Consider the following 15109-nt stretch of genomic DNA (forward strand, 5'->3'; position numbering starts at 1 on the left):
AGGGGTGCGAGAGGAAATCATTGCTCTTGCAACCTCGATGAGCGGCGGACATTCAAATGGCACCGAGGAGAGCGATTTCCTCGGTGCTTTTGGTATGGAAGGGGATGATGCGAATGAATTCCTCGAACCCTTTTCAACGCATTTAGAGGTGGATTTGTCCGAAATACGTTGGGAATTTCATTATAACGCTGACGAGCCGCCGAACTATCGACGCATCTGGCCGCTAGATGCGAACGGGCATTTAATCCCATATGTTCCGATTACGATTTATCAGCTTGTTGCGGCGGTAAACACGGGCGCTTGGCAGTATGTCTATCCCAAACATACAATTCAGAAAAAGCCCTCTTTGATTTGGCTATGGGCCTTCGTGATCGGAGTTCTGTTGCTCGGTGCTTTCAGTTCTTGACCTCAACCTAAGTTGAGCCTGCATCCTGCCCCTTGATTGGCGTGAAAGATGACAGGAGCATGAACCGTGACAGTGGAAACGCTAGGAATTTATGAAACGCACCTTCCCGTGCGCGACCTTGAGCGCTCGGTGGCGTTTTATCGTTACAAACTCGGGTTGGAGGTGGCCAAGGTGCTGCCAGACCGGCAGGTCGCGTTTTTCTGGGTAGGTGGCAAAGAACTGGGTATGCTGGGGCTTTGGCAATCGGGCTCGGGGCCGTTGAGCATGGCCCTGCACTTTGCATTTCGGTGCGGCGTGGAGACCGTGATGTCTGGCTGCGAGCAGTTGGAGGCCCAAGGCATTCAACCTTTGGGCTTTCATGGTGAACCGGTGCGCGAACCCATCGTGATCGGCTGGATGCCTGCGCTTTCACTATACTTCAAAGACCCAGACGGGCATTCGATTGAGATGCTCGCCATTTTACCTGACGAACCCGACCCGGATTTCGGAGTGCAGAGCCATGCGGTCTGGCGGGCGAGGTAAAGCATTTGCCCTGGCGGGTCACCTACCGGAAGCGCTCCCGCCCGTCGTCGATGTTTCAAACGAAACACCTCCTCCCGTTGGGCTGGGCACTGCGCACAGCGCAGTGCCCGGCCCAAGGCCGCTGACGTTGCCGACGAAGTTGGGATCGTTCGGGCGCGGGAGCATCCCGAGTTGGGCCATTAACTGGCGGTGCGCCGATGCTTTGCGCCACAATGGCCCCGGGATGGGCAAAAATCTGTAGCAGTCTACCATGTGAAGCGGAGCAGCATTGCCTATGACCGCGGGACGGCCTAGCTTTAGCCCGAGCTCATGAGAAAAAGGCAGGCTTTTGGTGTTTCCCATCATTCGTACCGCGGCAGCCGTCGCTTTGGCTGTATCGCTGACACTCCCGACCGTCGTCCAGTCGGACACCGGGGCCGGATCTTATCTGGCGGGGCGGCAAGCCATTTATGACAGCGATTTTGCAGCCTCGGCACGGTACTATACCCAAGCCCTGATACGAGATCCCAAGAACCCTGGCTTGATGGAAAACGTGATTCTGTCGCAGTTGGCTTTGGGCCAGGTTGAGCGTGCCCTGCCCGTGGCGCAGAGCCTTGAGGCGTTGGGGTTGGGCAGTCAGATGGCCTCGATGGCCGTTGTCGCGAACTTGATCACGGACGAGGCCTATGACGCGTTGCTCAGTCGCATCGAGGGTGAGCAGGCCGTGAGCATGTTGGTCGATGGGCTGCTCGTCGGTTGGGCCCACATGGGCGCAGGCTCGGTTGGCAAAGCGTTGGCGCAGTTCGACAAGCTTGGGGACGAGGCAGGCTTGCGCGGCTTCGCGCTTTATCACAAGGCGATGGCGTTGGCCTCGGTCGGGGATTTCGAAGGGGCCAATGCGATATTCACGGGCGAAGATGGCCAGCAGGCCACTCTGACGCGGCGTGCGGTTCTGGCCAATGTCGAGATTCTGTCTCAACTGGGGCGCAACGACGAGGCGCTCGAGATGTTGAGCGACGTATTTGCGGGTCGGCTTGACCCTGGCCTGACCAAAGTTACCGACCAATTGACCAAGGGCGAAACTCTGCCTTTCAGCCAAGTGCGCAGCGTGCGTGACGGCATGGCCGAGGTGTTCTTTTCCATCGGTGCTGCCCTGAGTGGGGAGGCATCCGACGACTATGCGCTGATCTATTCCCGTATGGCAGGCTACTTGCGACCCGACCACAATGATGCGCTGTTGCTCAGTGCAAGTCTCTTGGAAAACCTGGGCCAGTACGAGTTGTCGGTCGATACCTATAAAAGCATCCCCGAAGACAATCCCGACCATTTTGCCGCTGAACTGGGGCGGGCCGAGGCGCTGCGCCGTTCTGCCAAACCTGATGCCGCAATCGAGGTGCTCGAGCAGCTTACCCGGGAATATCCCGAACTTCCCGCGGTGCATTCTGCGCTTGGTGATCTGCTGCGCCAGCAAGAGGAATACGCCCCTGCGGTCATTGCCTATGACAAGGCGCTTGAATTCACCGATGAAAAGGCTGCCAACCGATGGTTCATCCTTTACGCCCGTGGGATCAGTCACGAGCGCCTGAAGCAATGGCCCGAGGCCGAAGCCGATTTCCGTACTGCGCTGGAGCTGGAACCGGATCAGCCGCAGGTGCTCAACTACTTGGGCTATTCGCTGGTTGAAAAGCAGGAAAAGCTGGACGAGGCGCTGTCGATGATCGAGCGCGCCGTCGCAGCGCGCCCCGACAGTGGCTATATCGTCGACAGCCTGGGCTGGGTCCTGTTCCGTCTGGGTCGCTACGTCGAGGCGGTGGATCACATGGAGCGCGCTGTCGAACTGATGCCGATCGACCCGGTCGTCAATGATCATCTGGGCGATGTGTACTGGGCCGTCGGCCGCACCCGCGAGGCGGAATTCCAGTGGAGCCGAGCGCTGTCATTCATCGACCCCGAAGACGCCGACAGCGAGGCCGATCCCGATCGTATCCGCCGCAAGCTTGACGTGGGCCTGGACGAGGTTTTGGCCGAAGAAGGCGCCGCGCCGCTTCAGGTGGCCAATGACGGCTGAGGCGCTGGCGCCGGCCAAGGTCAATCTATCCCTTCACGTAACGGGTCGTCGCGATGACGGCTATCACTTGCTGGATTCGATTGTTGTATTCGCCGATTTTGGTGATCGGCTGCGGCTGACGCCGGGTGATACGTTGTCCATGACGGTTGACGGGCCGTTTGCACCCGGTGTGCCGGCGGACGATCGCAATCTGGTCTGGCAAGCGCTTGAAGGGGCAGGGTGGTTTGGATCGGTCGATCTGTACAAGGCACTTCCACATGGGGCCGGGATCGGTGGCGGTTCGTCGGACGCGGCTATGGCATTGCGGTTGCTGGCCGATCTGGGTTCGACCATCCCTGATGGCCTGCCTTTGTCGCTAGGCGCGGATGTGCCCGTTTGCATGCATGCGCGCGCGGCGCGGATGCAGGGAATAGGCGAGCAGGTCAAGCCACTGAACTTGCCCAGGCTTCCGGCGCTGCTGGTTAATCCGGGTGTCGCCGTGCCTACGGGCGCGGTATTTTCGGGCCTTGAAAGCCGCGATAATGATCCAATGCCTGACCACATCCCAAACTTTTCTGGTGTTGAAGGCTGTGCGGATTGGCTGTCGGGTCAACGTAACGATCTGGAATTGCCGGCGGTTCAAGTCGCGTCCGTAATCGAGCGTGTGCTGGCGGATTTGCGCAGCACGCGCAACGTTCTGATGGCGCGGATGTCGGGGTCTGGGTCAACCTGCGTGGCGCTCTATCCCACAATGAAGGCCGCGCATTTCGCGGCCTACATCATCGGTGCGGAACATCCTGATTGGTGGTGCGTCGCAACCGAACTTAGTTGAGCCTCGACACCACATAGTCGGCCAGATCGCGCAGCATGGTGCGAATTTCTTGGTCGGGCAACACATCCAGCGCTGCCTTGGCCTTGGCCGCCCATCCGTTGGCATCATCGCGCGTGGCGTCCAATGTGCGATACTTGGCCATCAGCGCCATCGCGTGTTCCAGGTCGCCGTCGTCCTGACGGCCCTTCTCGATGGTGCGTTCCCAAAAGGCACGTTCGTCAGGGGTGGCCTGCGCCACGGCCTTGATCACAGGCAGGGTCAGCTTGCGCTCGCGGAAATCGTCGCCCACGTCCTTGCCGGTGGCCTTGCTGTCGCCCTGATAATCCAGCAGATCGTCTGCGATCTGGAACGCAATGCCAAGCGCGTCGCCATAGTCGTAAAGCGCTTGCACCTGCTGCTCGGACGCCTCTGCTATCACACCACCCACCTGCGTCGCAGCCGAAAACAGTGCTGCTGTCTTGCCGCGTACAACTTGCAGATAGATGCTCTCATCCGTCTTCAGGTCTGTGGCTGCAGTCATCTGCAATACTTCGCCCTCGGCGATCGTGGCCGAGGCGTTGGCGAGAATGTCCAGAACCTGAAGCGACCCGGTTTCCACCATCAGTTGGAAGCTGCGCGAAAACAGGTAGTCCCCCACCAGAACGCTCGACTTGTTGTCCCACAGCAGGTTGGCAGTGGGGCGTCCGCGACGCTTTGCGCTTTCGTCCACCACATCGTCATGCAGCAGTGTGGCGGTGTGGATGAATTCAACCGTCGCGGCCAGGCGCAGGTGATGATCGCCCTGATAGCCGCACAGACGCGCAGCTGCCAGCGTCAGCATCGGGCGCAACCGTTTGCCGCCTGCACTGACCAGATGCGCGGTCACTTCGGGGATACGGGGGGCGTGCTCCGACACCATTCGGGTTTGGATCAACTCGTTGACCGCAGCCATTTCATCAGCCAGCGTCGTGGCCAATTGCTCATGAGGTTTCGAGACGGTGCTGATATTCATCACACTCCTGCTACAAGGCTCGACATATGCCCCACCTTGCCCTTACATCCGACGTCATGAAGGAACTATTGCGCAGCACCGATCCGACCATCATGGCCTTTGCCTCCGCCCTTCTTGAGGGCGAGGATATAGACTGCTTTCAGATGGACGTAAATATGAGCATCCTCGAAGGAGGCATCGGAATCTTCCCCCGTCGCATGATGGTGCGGGAAGAGGACTATGATAACGCGGTTCGGGTGATGCGCGACAACGAAATTCCATTGGGCAAGTAAGCCGGTGTTTGCCGACGATCAACTGACGCAGAATGCCTTTCTAGGTGGGCGTTTGACGCTGTTCCAACCCCGTGACGGCTATCGTGCAGGCGTTGATCCGGTCCTGCTTGCCTCGGCCGTGCCCGCGCGCGCGGGTCAGTCGGTGCTGGAGCTGGGCTGTGGGGCAGGGGCGGCTGTTTTGTCGCTGCTGACGCGGGTCGGGGGCGTACGGGGCCACGGGGTCGAGTTACAGCCGGAATATGCCGATCTGGCGCGTCGGAATGCGGCTCAGAATAAATTGCTGCTCGATGTCACATGCGCCGATCTTAGTGCGCTGCCGGATGAGGTGCGACAGCAACGGTTTAATCACGTCATCGCCAACCCACCGTACTATCGCAGCGGCGCCCACAGTCCGGCGCGAGACATTGGGCGCAGTGTCGCCCTGGGAGGGGCCACCCCGCTTGCCACATGGGTCGAGGTCGCCGCGCGTCGGTTGCTCCCCAAGGGGTACCTGCACGTCATCCAGCGCATTGACCGCCTGCCTGATCTAATTTCGGCGTGCACGGGGCGTTTGGGTTCGCTTGAGGTGCTACCGCTGGCGGCGCGTCCGGGCCGCGCGCCTGCCTTGATGATTCTCCGTGCGCGGAAAGAAGGAAAATCGCCGTTTCGACTGCATGCACCCCAAATCCTGCACCATGGCGACCACCATACGGCCGACGTCGAAAGCTATGTCCCGGAAATCCGGGCGGTTTTGCGCGACGGGGCGATCCTGAATTGGCCTGCCCTAAGGTAAGCGAATATCGGCGCATATGTCAGAATGATGACAGTTTCACGCACCTGCAGCGTGACAGAGTGATTTTCTTGTGTTCAACTTGTCGGGCATACAATTGAGAAGGAGGATTGCCATGAGCCTGAGCTCGCACCTGACGGAGCTGAAAAAAAAGCACGAGCATCTCAGTCTTGAAGTGGAACAAGCGCAGCGGTCACCCAGCATAGATGGGCTACACCTGGCAAATCTGAAAAAACAAAAACTCAAACTAAAAGAAGAAATTGAGCGCCTGTCTATCTAATCTGACATGCTGCTACGGGCCGCAATCACTGCACCGCCCGTGATCAACAAGGCCGCGATCGCCAAAGCCCACATAGGCGCGGCGATCCCGGTCACCACCTACACAAAGGTCGACAACAGAGGTGCCGCATTAAGAACCGGTTCCGAGCATCTGAATGTCCCCATGTTTCACCCCAACCGTCAACAACGCCAGAAGCGCCCACAGAAGGACCGCGGTGAATCTGACTGCGGTGGCTTGTGATCTGTTCATGTTGGGGGGACGTCCTCAACCGGAATGATATCGAACTCCTCTGAAATATGCGCGGTCTTGTCAATTTCGGCCACGAACCAATCGCGAAATGCCTTGACCTGCGGGCGCTCTTCAACACCTGGCAGGCACAGGAACCGGAACCGGCCAGTGCTTTCGATCGCGATTTTGAACGGGGCCACCAGGCGCCCCTCTTGCAGGTCCTTGATGATCATCGCACGACGCCCAAGAACAGCGCCAACCCCCGCAACGGCCGCATCCACAGCGTGATCGGCATTCGAAAAATGGGTGCCGTGTTCCGGGTTACACTGAACGCCTACGGCACGAAACCATGTTGCCCAATCACAGGGCGGTCGCAGAAAAGCAATCGAATCGTCAAAGATTAGCGGAGCCCGTGTCAAGCTTTCAGGTGTCGGGAATTGCTCGGCCAGTTCGGGTGACATCACGGGGGTCAACCATTCCTTGCGCACCGGAACGGAATACAGCCCCACATCTGGGCCATAACCGAACCGGATCGCCACATCTATGTCGTCTCGGTGCATATCCATGACACGTAAGGTGGCAGAAAAGCTCAGGTCGATGTCAGGATGTTGGCGGGCGAAATCATACAAACGCGGCGCCAACCACTTGGCCGTGAGTGCGGGACCAGCTGTCACCGTCAGCGACGTGTTGTCTTGCAACTTGCGCGTCGCGCGCCAAGCCTCGGTAAGGGTTTGAAACCCATCCGCTGCGCCTGGCGCCAAGGTTCGACCTGCCTCGGTAAGTTCCACCGCCCGATTCAAGCGTTTGAACAGGGGCTGCTCCAAATGTTCTTCCAGCGACTTGATCTGAAAGGACAGCGCGGCCGGAGTCACGTTTAACTCTGCGGCGGCCAAAGCAAAAGACATATGGCGCGCAGCTGCATCAAAAGCGCGCAAGGCAGTAAGCGGGGGCAGGCGGTCGCTCATAGTCAGGTCAATATTTCTTAACTGAGGGTCATAAAACTCTCGTTTGCACCTTTGCATTTGGCCGCACATATTGGGTTCAAGTCAAGGTGAACTGACCTGAGAAAGGGCAAAGAGATGATCGAGATGACGACAAACCCCGCCGCCCAACGTGCATTCCAGCGCGCACATGTAGAGCGATCCAAGGCCATCAAGTCGGTGCTGAACTGGCTGTTCGGTTCCCGCTGAACGCAGCGCGCGCGTTCTTACGGGATACGAAAAGGGCCGGTCCATGTGGACCGGCCCTTGTTGTTTGTCCGACCGAATGGCTTAGACGAAGAATTGTGCGCCGTTGGCAGAGATGGTCGAGCCGTTCACGAAACCTGCGTCATCGGCAACCAGGAACGACACGCAGCGCGCGATCTCTTCCGGCTCACCCAGGCGGCCTGCCGGGATCTGTGCGATGATCGATTCGCGGACTTTTTCCGGAACTGCCATCACCATGTCGGTGCCGATGTAGCCAGGGCAGATGGCGTTGGCGGTGATGCCAGCGCGCGCGCCTTCTTGTGCCAGCGATTTGACGATGCCCAGATCGCCCGCCTTGGTCGCAGCATAGTTCACCTGAGCGAACTGGCCTTTCTGGCCGTTGATCGAGCTGATGACCACGATGCGACCAAACTTGCGCTCGCGCATGCCGGGCCAGATCGGGTGAACCGTGTTGAACACGCCGGTCAGGTTGGTGTCGATAACCTGGTTCCACTGCTCGGGCGTCATTTTGTGGAACGGGGCGTCGCGGGTGATGCCTGCGTTGGCGACGACGATGTCGATGGGGCCCACTTCGGCTTCGACCTTGGCGATACCTGCTGTCGATTCCTCGTAGCTGGCAACATTCCACTTGTAGGTGGCGATGCCGGTTTCTTCGGTGAACTTTGCGGCGGCTTCGTCGTTACCTGCATAGGTGGCTGCGACGTTGTAACCATCGGCCTTCAGGCGCTTGGAAATCGCGGCGCCAATGCCGCGCGAGCCACCGGTGACGAGTGCTGTTCTTGCCATTGAGGAATCCTCCAATTGAATTTGGCGTTGTAATGCTGTTACCCATTACGCGTGAGATGCGCAATATTCTTTCGTGATGAAACTTTCATGACAGGAAGAAAAAATTGTCGCATCCGGGGTAAGAGGTTGAAGGTAAAAGAAAAGGGCGCCCAATGGGCGCCCTATCTATGTCGTATGGACCATCGCTTAGTCGCGCTCCACACACAGGGCAACGCCCATGCCGCCACCAATGCAGAGGGTGGCGAGGCCTTTCTTGGCGTCCCGGCGCTTCATTTCGAACAGTAGCGTGTTCAGAACGCGGCATCCCGAGGCGCCGATCGGGTGACCGATGGCGATGGCACCGCCGTTCACGTTCACGATCGCCGGATCCCAGCCCATGTCCTTGTTCACGGCGCAAGCCTGTGCGGCAAAAGCTTCGTTGGCTTCGACCAGGTCCAGGTCTTCGGCCTTCCAGCCCGCTTTTTCCAGTGCTTTGCGCGAGGCATAGATCGGGCCGACGCCCATGATCTTGGGGTCCAGTCCGGCTGTGGCGTAGGATACGATGCGGGCCAGCGGCTCAATCCCGCGCTTTTCGGCGTTGTCGGCCGACATCAGCAGGGTCGCGGCTGCACCGTCGTTCAGACCGGATGCGTTGGCTGCAGTGACCGAGCCGTCCTTGGCGAAAGCCGGGCGCAGTTTCTGCATGGCGTCCATGGTGGCGCCGTGGCGGATGTATTCATCCTTATCCATCACGATGTCACCCTTGCGGGTCTTGATGGTGAACGCGGCGATCTCGTCGGCGAACTTGCCGGCTTTTTGTGCAGCTTCTGCCTTGTTCTGCGATGCAACGGCGAACTCGTCCTGCATCTCACGGCTGATCTGCCATTTTTCGGCCACGTTCTCGGCGGTTTGCCCCATGTGATACCCGTTAAAGGCGTCCCAAAGGCCGTCGCGGATCATGGTGTCGATGTATTTCATGTCACCCATCTTGTGCCCGGCGCGCAGGTTCGCGGCGTGGGGCGACAGTGTCATGTTTTCCTGACCACCGGCAGCGACGATGTCCGCATCGCCCAGCTGGATGTGCTGAGCACCCAAAGCAACGGCACGCAGACCCGAACCACAAACCTGGTTAATGCTCCATGCGGCGCTTTCCTGCGGAAGGCCAGCGTTGATGTGCGCCTGACGGGCAGGGTTTTGACCTTGTGCTGCGGTCAGAACCTGACCCAGGATGGTCTCGCTGACTTCGCCCTTTTCGATACCGGCGCGCTCGACGACGGCCTCCAGAACTGCGGCGCCCAGGTCATGTGCAGGTGTGTTCGCGAACGAACCGCCAAAGCTGCCAACACCAGTCCGTGCTGCCGAAGCGATTACTACGTTGGTCATGTGATCCAATCCTTTGCCGTCATATCTCTCGAGAAATGTGAAGACTCGGGTCGCTAAAGTCGACCCTACACAATGTCTCGCATCTCTCGCTCTCGCAAAAGCTGGCATAGCGGAATGCTGCAATTGCAGCAACAGTCAGCTTGCCTCATGTGTCGCGTGAGTGGATGTTAGCGCAATTTTCGAACTCAAGCCGTTGATTTTTCTTGTTCAGGTTGTAACCATGTGGGTTTCACAGTGGGAGCACCAAACAAAAAGCCCTGCAAGCAGTCGACCCCATGTCTGACCAGAAATTCGGCTTCTTCGACGGTTTCGACCGATTCGGCGATGGTGAACATGTCGAACTCGTGTGCGATGGCGATCAGGGCGCGCACCACAGATTGATTGTCAGGGTTCTTGTCGATGCCACGGATGAACTGCCCATCAATCTTTGCGGCATCAAAGAAGAACTCGCGAAACAGCCGCATGGCGATGTTGCCAGCCCCAAAATCATCCAGCGCAAAGGCGATCCCATGTTCTTGCAACTGGTCCATGAAGTCGATCACCAGTTCAGGCACTGTCATAACCGAGGTTTCGTTGATCTCCAGGATCAGCCGCTCTCCTAGTGTAGAATCCTTCTTGAGGAACCGATGCAGGATCTGCGTCCATTTCTTGAACCCGATAGAGCGCGCCGACATGTTGATGGACAGTCGGATCGTCGGGTTGCGCACCAGCGTACGCAGTCCAATCTGCAGCGCATTGCAATCTAGCTCGCGTCCGATTTCGGTGTTTTCAACCGCCGGCATGAATTCGCGCGCGGGGATCACCCTGCCGGTTTCGTCCAGAACCCGGATGAAGCCCTCGTAAAAGGCACGCTGATGGGGTGGTTGTGCTTGCATCACCGGCTGAAACGCTAGCATGCATTGACTGTGTTTGACGGCCTCGGTCGCCATCTGAACCGCCGAGCGATCCCGTTTCCGGACAGCAGCGTCCAGTGGGTTGTCGACTTGTCCGTCGGCGTTGGCCATCATCTTTCGGCGTTGCAGCATTGTTGTCCCCTTGTCGCCGGGTGCGGATGAACGGGACAAGACTTCGCCAAATTCGTAAAGCATCAGTTAAATGGACGATTTGTCGAAATTTGTAGGGGGTGAGCGTGACAAAGATGAATGCGCCCCAATTGTTTAAGCGCCGTCAAAACAGGCGAGTAGATCACACAGGAATTCAAGGCTTTGACAATTCTCTGAAAGATGAGTGCACTTTGCCGTACCTGTTGGCACTGGTGCATTCAGTCAGGATCGTGACACTTCAATTAAATTTGGCGTCAAACGGACGATTCCTTTGACACCAAGTCGCCACTATTGCGTAAACCCGGGCGACCCGCGGTCCTGCGGATTGCGCACCAGATGTTTGGCCTTGATGGTTTCTGAGGTATCGCGGCTGCCATCGTGGCTATAGCCCGGCGGACCAAAGGCGTAGCTAAGCCGCTGGCGGACCGTCAAGCCGGGCTGCACGACATCCCTGAAAATGCCGATCCATTCATGGAATGCGACCCGCAGCGGGTTAAAGCTGCCTAGGTTGTGGACCAGACCATAATCCACCTTTTCGCTGTCCTGTTCCGGCACAAAGGTGCCGAACATTTTATCCCAGACAATGAAGACGCCGGCATAGTTGCAGTCCAGATAACGGGGGTTTCGTCCATGGTGGACCCTGTGATGGCTGGGCGTGTTCATCACCGCCTCGAACCAGCGGGGCATTTTCCCGATGGCTTCGGTGTGGATCCAGAATTGATAGATTAGGTTCAACCCGCCGCAGAGCAAGACAATCGCCGGATGGAACCCCAACAGGATCAGCGGTGCGCGCACGATCATCATAAAGGTGAACGTACCAGTCCACGTCTGTCGCAGGGCGGTGGTCAGGTTGTAATGCTGGCTGGAATGATGGTTCACATGGCTGGCCCAGACCCAGCGGATGCGGTGCCCGAACCGATGCACCCAATAGTACCGCAGATCGTCCAGCACAAAGCACAAGATGAACACGCCGACCGACGTGCCCAGATCCAGCGGTGTCAGCGCCCAAAGGAGCATAAAGAACCCGTAGGCGAGGAACCCCAGCAGCAATCCCGATGCCACGCTGCCCGCGCCCATGATCAGCGAAGTCACTGCGTCGCGCGTTTCATACCTACCGCCTCGGCCTTTGACGGCGATCCAGATGAATTCAGCCAGAATGGCGGCAACAAAAAACGGCACGGCCAGTTGGGTTGGGTCGGGGAAAGAGAGTGTATCTGTCATGTCGCCTGAATCGTGTTGCGCCACAGCTGGCGTTCTTCGGGGGCCAGCGCCACGCGTACACTGGGGGCCGTGAAATCGGAGAATCGGAAACGTAGGCCGCGGGTCGTGTCATCCAGGTCAACTTCAACCAAATGACGCGCCACTGTATCCGCACCAAAGGCCCAGACAAGTCCTACCCCTGCCGAGGTCGTCACCAACGCCGCATGCCCATCTTGGGCTGCGATCACACCTGTAACCTGATCGTCAGGGAAATGACGCTCCCACGCCGCACCCGCGCTTTCCGCAGTCAGGCGGGCACGCTTTGACCGGCCGCTCAGATGCAGCATGACCGCAATGGATGCGATGCCGAGGACCACAAGGATCAGCAGGATTTCAAGTGGCATGGGGCCCTCCTGCAGGAGAATCTGCGCAAGCCGGACGGTTCTGTCAAAGGTGGCGTTGCGTCAGCCAGGTTGCAGCTGGTCCAGTACCATGGGCTGCACCACCCGCTCGACAAAGGGCACCAACCCTTCGGGGCCCGACTTGCGATCCTTGAGATGGATGGGCACATCCGGGCGTCGATTGGCGATTACACCTATCAGAGCGCCTCGAATGGAATCGTCCAAACCTGCGCCCATGACGACGCAGGAAATCCGTGGTTCGGTTTCAAGTTGGTGGATGACTTCGGCCTGATCATGGGCCCCCAGCCATTCGATGGGAAGATGTTGCAGTTGTTGGGCGACAGTGCCGATCACCTGAGGCAGCCGACCAACCAGAAGCACAACAGGTTTCATGGCATTCTCCTGTGTTTCAAGTCAGCGCCTGCGTATTCAGCAGGCTCGCGCACTATACCACAGAACGATTCCTGGACCGCGAACGTCTCTTCTTCTTGGTGAAAGCATTCCGGAGCGCGTGGCAGAACCTCGCACTCCAGATCTACACATTCGATAACGGCTAACGTGTCACGGTGCCTGAGCCACAAGCGCCTTGATGATGGCCTTAGCGCTGTCCGAATTCCACTCGGCGTCCCCGATCAGACGGGCGATTTCCTGACCTTCGGGATTGATCAGAATTGTGATCGGCAACCCCAGGATAGCCATCTCGCGCGCGACGGCCTGTTTGGGGTCCTGATGACGGGGCAGATTGTCGATGTTGTTTTCAGCAAAGAATTTCTTGATGCCTGAGGGGGAATTGCGACCTGTTGCCAGGGTCAGCACCTCAAAATCATCACCGCCAAACTCGTCCTGTAGCTCGGAAATCTGCGGCATCTCTTTGCGGCAGGGCGCACACCAAGTGGCCCAGAAGTTCAGCAGGACATATTTGCCCTGATAGTCTGACAGCCGCCGCTGACCTGCATCATCGGCCAGTTGAAATGCTGCAGTTGAAACCGGGCGCGGCTCCGAATGAATGATCAGCTTTTTCATGTCGCCATCGCGCAGGTCGGCGACAGTCTGCATATCCACGTCGGCGGCGATGGCACCGGTTGGATTTGCGCCTGCGACAAGGGCGGTATAGACGAGGGCCAGCAACAGTTTCTTCATATCCCCTCCGAAGGGTTTCCAGATGACCGATAAGACCTCGAACCAGATGTGGGGCGGCCGCTTTGCCGCCGGACCGGACGCGATCATGGAGGCGATCAACGCCTCGATCGGGTACGATCAGCGGATGGCGGCCCAAGATATTGCTGGCTCGCGGGCCCATGCAGCGATGTTGGCTGCAACAGGTGTCATAACGGATAGTGATGCGGAGGCCATTCGAAAAGGACTCCTCACCGTATTGTCAGAGATCGAGGGTGGAGCGTTTGAATTTTCGACCGCGCTTGAAGACATTCACATGAACGTCGAAGCGCGCCTGAAAGAGGTGATTGGCGAGCCTGCGGGCCGTTTGCACACGGGCCGCAGCCGAAATGACCAGGTTGCGACTGATTTCAAACTCTGGGTTCGCGATCAACTGGACGCGGCAGAATCCGGCCTGCTGGCCCTGATCCGCGCGCTTTTGGCACAGGCCGAGGCCGGTGCGGAATGGGTGATGCCGGGCTTTACCCACCTGCAAACCGCGCAGCCCGTCACATGGGGCCATCACATGATGGCCTATGTAGAGATGTTTGGCCGTGATCTGTCCCGTGTCCGCGATGCGCGTGCCCGGATGAACGAATCGCCTCTAGGCGCTGCGGCGCTGGCTGGCACATCCTTTCCCATCGACCGGCATATGACCGCCGAGGCGCTGGGCTTTGATCGCCCCGCGGCCAACTCTCTGGACGCCGTGTCAGATCGCGATTTCGCGCTCGAATTCCTCTCGACCGCTTCGATCTGCGCCATGCACCTCAGCCGCTTTGCCGAAGAGCTAGTGATCTGGTCCTCGGCCCAGTTCCGCTTTGTCACTTTGTCGGATCGCTTTTCGACCGGCTCGTCGATCATGCCGCAAAAGAAAAACCCAGATGCCGCCGAGCTGATCCGCGCCAAAGTGGGCCGCATCTATGGGGCCAACACGGCTCTGATGATGGTGATGAAAGGCCTACCGCTGGCCTATTCCAAGGACATGCAGGAAGACAAGGAACAGGTCTTTGACGCCGCCGACAACTGGATGCTGGCGCTTGCCGCGATGGAGGGTATGGTCAAGGACATGACCGCCAACCGCGACAGCCTGGCCGCTGCCGCTGGCTCGGGTTTCTCGACCGCGACCGATCTGGCCGACTGGCTGGTGCGGGTTCTGGGCCTGCCGTTCCGCGATGCGCATCACGTCACCGGCTCGCTGGTTGCGATGGCCGAATCCAAGGGCTGCGATCTGCCGGATCTGACGCTGGCGGACATGCAATCGGTTCACGGGGACATCACCGATGATGTCTTTGGTGTTCTTGGCGTCGATAATTCGGTAAACTCGCGCATGTCTTATGGCGGCACCGCACCTGCGCAGGTGCGCGCCCAGATCGAACGTTGGAAAGCGACCCTGTCATGACCCTGATCCGCACCTCTCTTGTTCTAGTCTGTCTTGCAGCACTGGCGGGATGCGGTGCGGACGGCGAACCCGTTCAGCCGTCTCTGAACGCCCATGTCGGCGTTGGGGGCAGCAGTTCTTACGTCGGTGGCAGCGTCGGGCTGCACCGGGGGCCGTTCAACCTGTATCTGGGGTTCTGAACGAGTAGGCACATCTTGCCGAAATGTGATTGGGTTTGAAACGCACAAAG

At 58.5% G+C, this 15109-nt stretch carries 18 protein-coding genes and 1 pseudogene; 9 read left to right on the forward strand and 10 right to left on the reverse strand.

Annotated elements, in window-relative coordinates; all coding sequences use genetic code 11:
• The first annotated feature begins 4 nt into the window (after nucleotides 1-4).
• From G6R15_RS08265 to G6R15_RS08280, 4 genes are all read left to right on the forward strand, one after another.
• Nucleotides 5-406 (forward strand): DUF1493 family protein, encoded by a 402-nt coding sequence (locus G6R15_RS08265; protein WP_240336706.1) that lies wholly within the window; start codon nucleotides 5-7, stop codon nucleotides 404-406.
• A gap of 66 nt (nucleotides 407-472) precedes the next feature.
• A complete protein-coding gene (locus G6R15_RS08270) occupies nucleotides 473-928 on the forward strand; it encodes a VOC family protein (protein ID WP_164659398.1) in 456 nt (151 codons plus the stop codon).
• Nucleotides 929-1256: 328 nt separating this feature from the next.
• Nucleotides 1257-2975: a tetratricopeptide repeat protein gene (locus G6R15_RS08275; RefSeq protein WP_164659399.1), complete on the forward strand. Its 1719-nt coding sequence runs from the start codon at nucleotides 1257-1259 to the stop codon at nucleotides 2973-2975.
• Complete coding sequence (locus G6R15_RS08280; protein WP_164659400.1) at nucleotides 2965-3786, forward strand: 4-(cytidine 5'-diphospho)-2-C-methyl-D-erythritol kinase; 822 nt, start codon at nucleotides 2965-2967, stop codon at nucleotides 3784-3786. The genes G6R15_RS08275 and G6R15_RS08280 overlap by 11 nt, the downstream gene beginning before the upstream one ends.
• Here G6R15_RS08280 and G6R15_RS08285 read toward each other — a convergent pair.
• Complete coding sequence (locus tag G6R15_RS08285; protein WP_164659401.1) at nucleotides 3779-4777, reverse strand: polyprenyl synthetase family protein; 999 nt, start codon at nucleotides 4775-4777, stop codon at nucleotides 3779-3781. The two genes, G6R15_RS08280 and G6R15_RS08285, sit on opposite strands and share 8 nt — an antisense overlap.
• 56 nt (nucleotides 4778-4833) lie before the next feature.
• Between G6R15_RS08285 and G6R15_RS08290 the strand changes: the two genes are divergently transcribed.
• The 3 genes from G6R15_RS08290 to G6R15_RS08300 all read left to right on the forward strand — a co-directional run bounded on the left by G6R15_RS08290 (nucleotide 4834) and on the right by G6R15_RS08300 (nucleotide 6098).
• Entirely contained in the window at nucleotides 4834-5049 is a 216-nt protein-coding gene (locus G6R15_RS08290; protein WP_164659402.1) for a DUF2007 domain-containing protein, read from the forward strand.
• Between the two features lie 4 nt (nucleotides 5050-5053).
• Nucleotides 5054-5821, forward strand: a complete 768-nt coding sequence (locus G6R15_RS08295; RefSeq protein ID WP_164659403.1) for a tRNA1(Val) (adenine(37)-N6)-methyltransferase — start codon at nucleotides 5054-5056, stop codon at nucleotides 5819-5821.
• Between the two features lie 112 nt (nucleotides 5822-5933).
• Nucleotides 5934-6098 (forward strand): YdcH family protein, encoded by a 165-nt coding sequence (locus G6R15_RS08300; protein ID WP_164659404.1) that lies wholly within the window; start codon nucleotides 5934-5936, stop codon nucleotides 6096-6098.
• Here the strand turns inward: G6R15_RS08300 and G6R15_RS22860 are convergent.
• From G6R15_RS22860 to G6R15_RS08345, 9 genes and pseudogenes are all read right to left on the reverse strand, one after another.
• A pseudogene (locus G6R15_RS22860) lies at nucleotides 6095-6275 on the reverse strand (EamA family transporter); the annotation flags it as partial. The gene G6R15_RS08300 and the pseudogene G6R15_RS22860 overlap by 4 nt on opposite strands.
• A 68-nt stretch (nucleotides 6276-6343) precedes the next feature.
• Entirely contained in the window at nucleotides 6344-7291 is a 948-nt protein-coding gene (locus tag G6R15_RS08310) for a transcriptional regulator GcvA (RefSeq protein WP_164659406.1), read from the reverse strand.
• 306 nt (nucleotides 7292-7597) lie between these two features.
• Nucleotides 7598-8320: an acetoacetyl-CoA reductase gene (gene phbB / locus G6R15_RS08315; protein ID WP_164659407.1), complete on the reverse strand. Its 723-nt coding sequence runs from the start codon at nucleotides 8318-8320 to the stop codon at nucleotides 7598-7600.
• A 186-nt stretch (nucleotides 8321-8506) separates the two neighbouring features.
• Complete coding sequence (locus G6R15_RS08320) at nucleotides 8507-9682, reverse strand: acetyl-CoA C-acetyltransferase (protein WP_164659408.1); 1176 nt, start codon at nucleotides 9680-9682, stop codon at nucleotides 8507-8509.
• A 185-nt stretch (nucleotides 9683-9867) separates the two neighbouring features.
• Nucleotides 9868-10707 (reverse strand): EAL domain-containing protein, encoded by an 840-nt coding sequence (locus G6R15_RS08325; RefSeq protein WP_164660246.1) that lies wholly within the window; start codon nucleotides 10705-10707, stop codon nucleotides 9868-9870.
• Nucleotides 10708-11013: 306 nt separating this feature from the next.
• Nucleotides 11014-11946, reverse strand: a complete 933-nt coding sequence (locus G6R15_RS08330) for a sterol desaturase family protein (RefSeq protein WP_164659409.1) — start codon at nucleotides 11944-11946, stop codon at nucleotides 11014-11016.
• Complete coding sequence (locus G6R15_RS08335; RefSeq protein WP_164659410.1) at nucleotides 11943-12329, reverse strand: hypothetical protein; 387 nt, start codon at nucleotides 12327-12329, stop codon at nucleotides 11943-11945. The genes G6R15_RS08330 and G6R15_RS08335 overlap by 4 nt, the downstream gene beginning before the upstream one ends.
• Nucleotides 12330-12389: 60 nt before the next feature.
• On the reverse strand, nucleotides 12390-12719 hold the full coding sequence (locus G6R15_RS08340; protein WP_164659411.1) for a hypothetical protein: 330 nt from the start codon (nucleotides 12717-12719) through the stop codon (nucleotides 12390-12392).
• Between the two features lie 168 nt (nucleotides 12720-12887).
• A complete protein-coding gene (locus G6R15_RS08345; RefSeq protein WP_164659412.1) occupies nucleotides 12888-13466 on the reverse strand; it encodes a TlpA disulfide reductase family protein in 579 nt (192 codons plus the stop codon).
• A gap of 22 nt (nucleotides 13467-13488) precedes the next feature.
• On the opposite strand from G6R15_RS08345, the gene argH reads away from it, so the two are divergent.
• Both argH and G6R15_RS08355 read left to right on the forward strand, forming a co-directional pair.
• A complete protein-coding gene (argH, locus tag G6R15_RS08350; RefSeq protein WP_164659413.1) occupies nucleotides 13489-14880 on the forward strand; it encodes an argininosuccinate lyase in 1392 nt (463 codons plus the stop codon).
• Complete coding sequence (locus tag G6R15_RS08355) at nucleotides 14877-15059, forward strand: hypothetical protein (RefSeq protein WP_164659292.1); 183 nt, start codon at nucleotides 14877-14879, stop codon at nucleotides 15057-15059. Before argH ends, G6R15_RS08355 begins: the two co-directional genes overlap by 4 nt.
• Nucleotides 15060-15109: the final 50 nt, after the last annotated feature.

This window comes from Tropicibacter sp. Alg240-R139, from assembly GCF_900537075.1.
In the GTDB taxonomy this organism is placed as follows: domain Bacteria; phylum Pseudomonadota; class Alphaproteobacteria; order Rhodobacterales; family Rhodobacteraceae; genus Falsiruegeria.

Bases quoted from the DNA above. Each gene is read 5' to 3' on its own strand.
- argH (WP_164659413.1), top strand. From the start codon at position 13,489: ATGACCGATAAGACCTCGAACCAGATGTGGGGCGGCCGCTTTGCCGCC.
- G6R15_RS08355 (WP_164659292.1), top strand. From the start codon at position 14,877: ATGACCCTGATCCGCACCTCTCTTGTTCTAGTCTGTCTTGCAGCACTG.
- G6R15_RS08300 (WP_164659404.1), top strand. From the start codon at position 5,934: ATGAGCCTGAGCTCGCACCTGACGGAGCTGAAAAAAAAGCACGAGCAT.
- G6R15_RS08345 (WP_164659412.1), bottom strand. From the start codon at position 13,466: ATGAAGAAACTGTTGCTGGCCCTCGTCTATACCGCCCTTGTCGCAGGC.
- G6R15_RS08325 (WP_164660246.1), bottom strand. From the start codon at position 10,707: ATGCTGCAACGCCGAAAGATGATGGCCAACGCCGACGGACAAGTCGAC.
- G6R15_RS08335 (WP_164659410.1), bottom strand. From the start codon at position 12,329: ATGCCACTTGAAATCCTGCTGATCCTTGTGGTCCTCGGCATCGCATCC.
- G6R15_RS08340 (WP_164659411.1), bottom strand. From the start codon at position 12,719: ATGAAACCTGTTGTGCTTCTGGTTGGTCGGCTGCCTCAGGTGATCGGC.
- G6R15_RS08330 (WP_164659409.1), bottom strand. From the start codon at position 11,946: ATGACAGATACACTCTCTTTCCCCGACCCAACCCAACTGGCCGTGCCG.
- G6R15_RS08310 (WP_164659406.1), bottom strand. From the start codon at position 7,291: ATGAGCGACCGCCTGCCCCCGCTTACTGCCTTGCGCGCTTTTGATGCA.
- G6R15_RS08320 (WP_164659408.1), bottom strand. From the start codon at position 9,682: ATGACCAACGTAGTAATCGCTTCGGCAGCACGGACTGGTGTTGGCAGC.
- G6R15_RS08290 (WP_164659402.1), top strand. From the start codon at position 4,834: ATGAAGGAACTATTGCGCAGCACCGATCCGACCATCATGGCCTTTGCC.
- phbB (WP_164659407.1), bottom strand. From the start codon at position 8,320: ATGGCAAGAACAGCACTCGTCACCGGTGGCTCGCGCGGCATTGGCGCC.
- G6R15_RS08280 (WP_164659400.1), top strand. From the start codon at position 2,965: ATGACGGCTGAGGCGCTGGCGCCGGCCAAGGTCAATCTATCCCTTCAC.
- G6R15_RS08285 (WP_164659401.1), bottom strand. From the start codon at position 4,777: ATGAATATCAGCACCGTCTCGAAACCTCATGAGCAATTGGCCACGACG.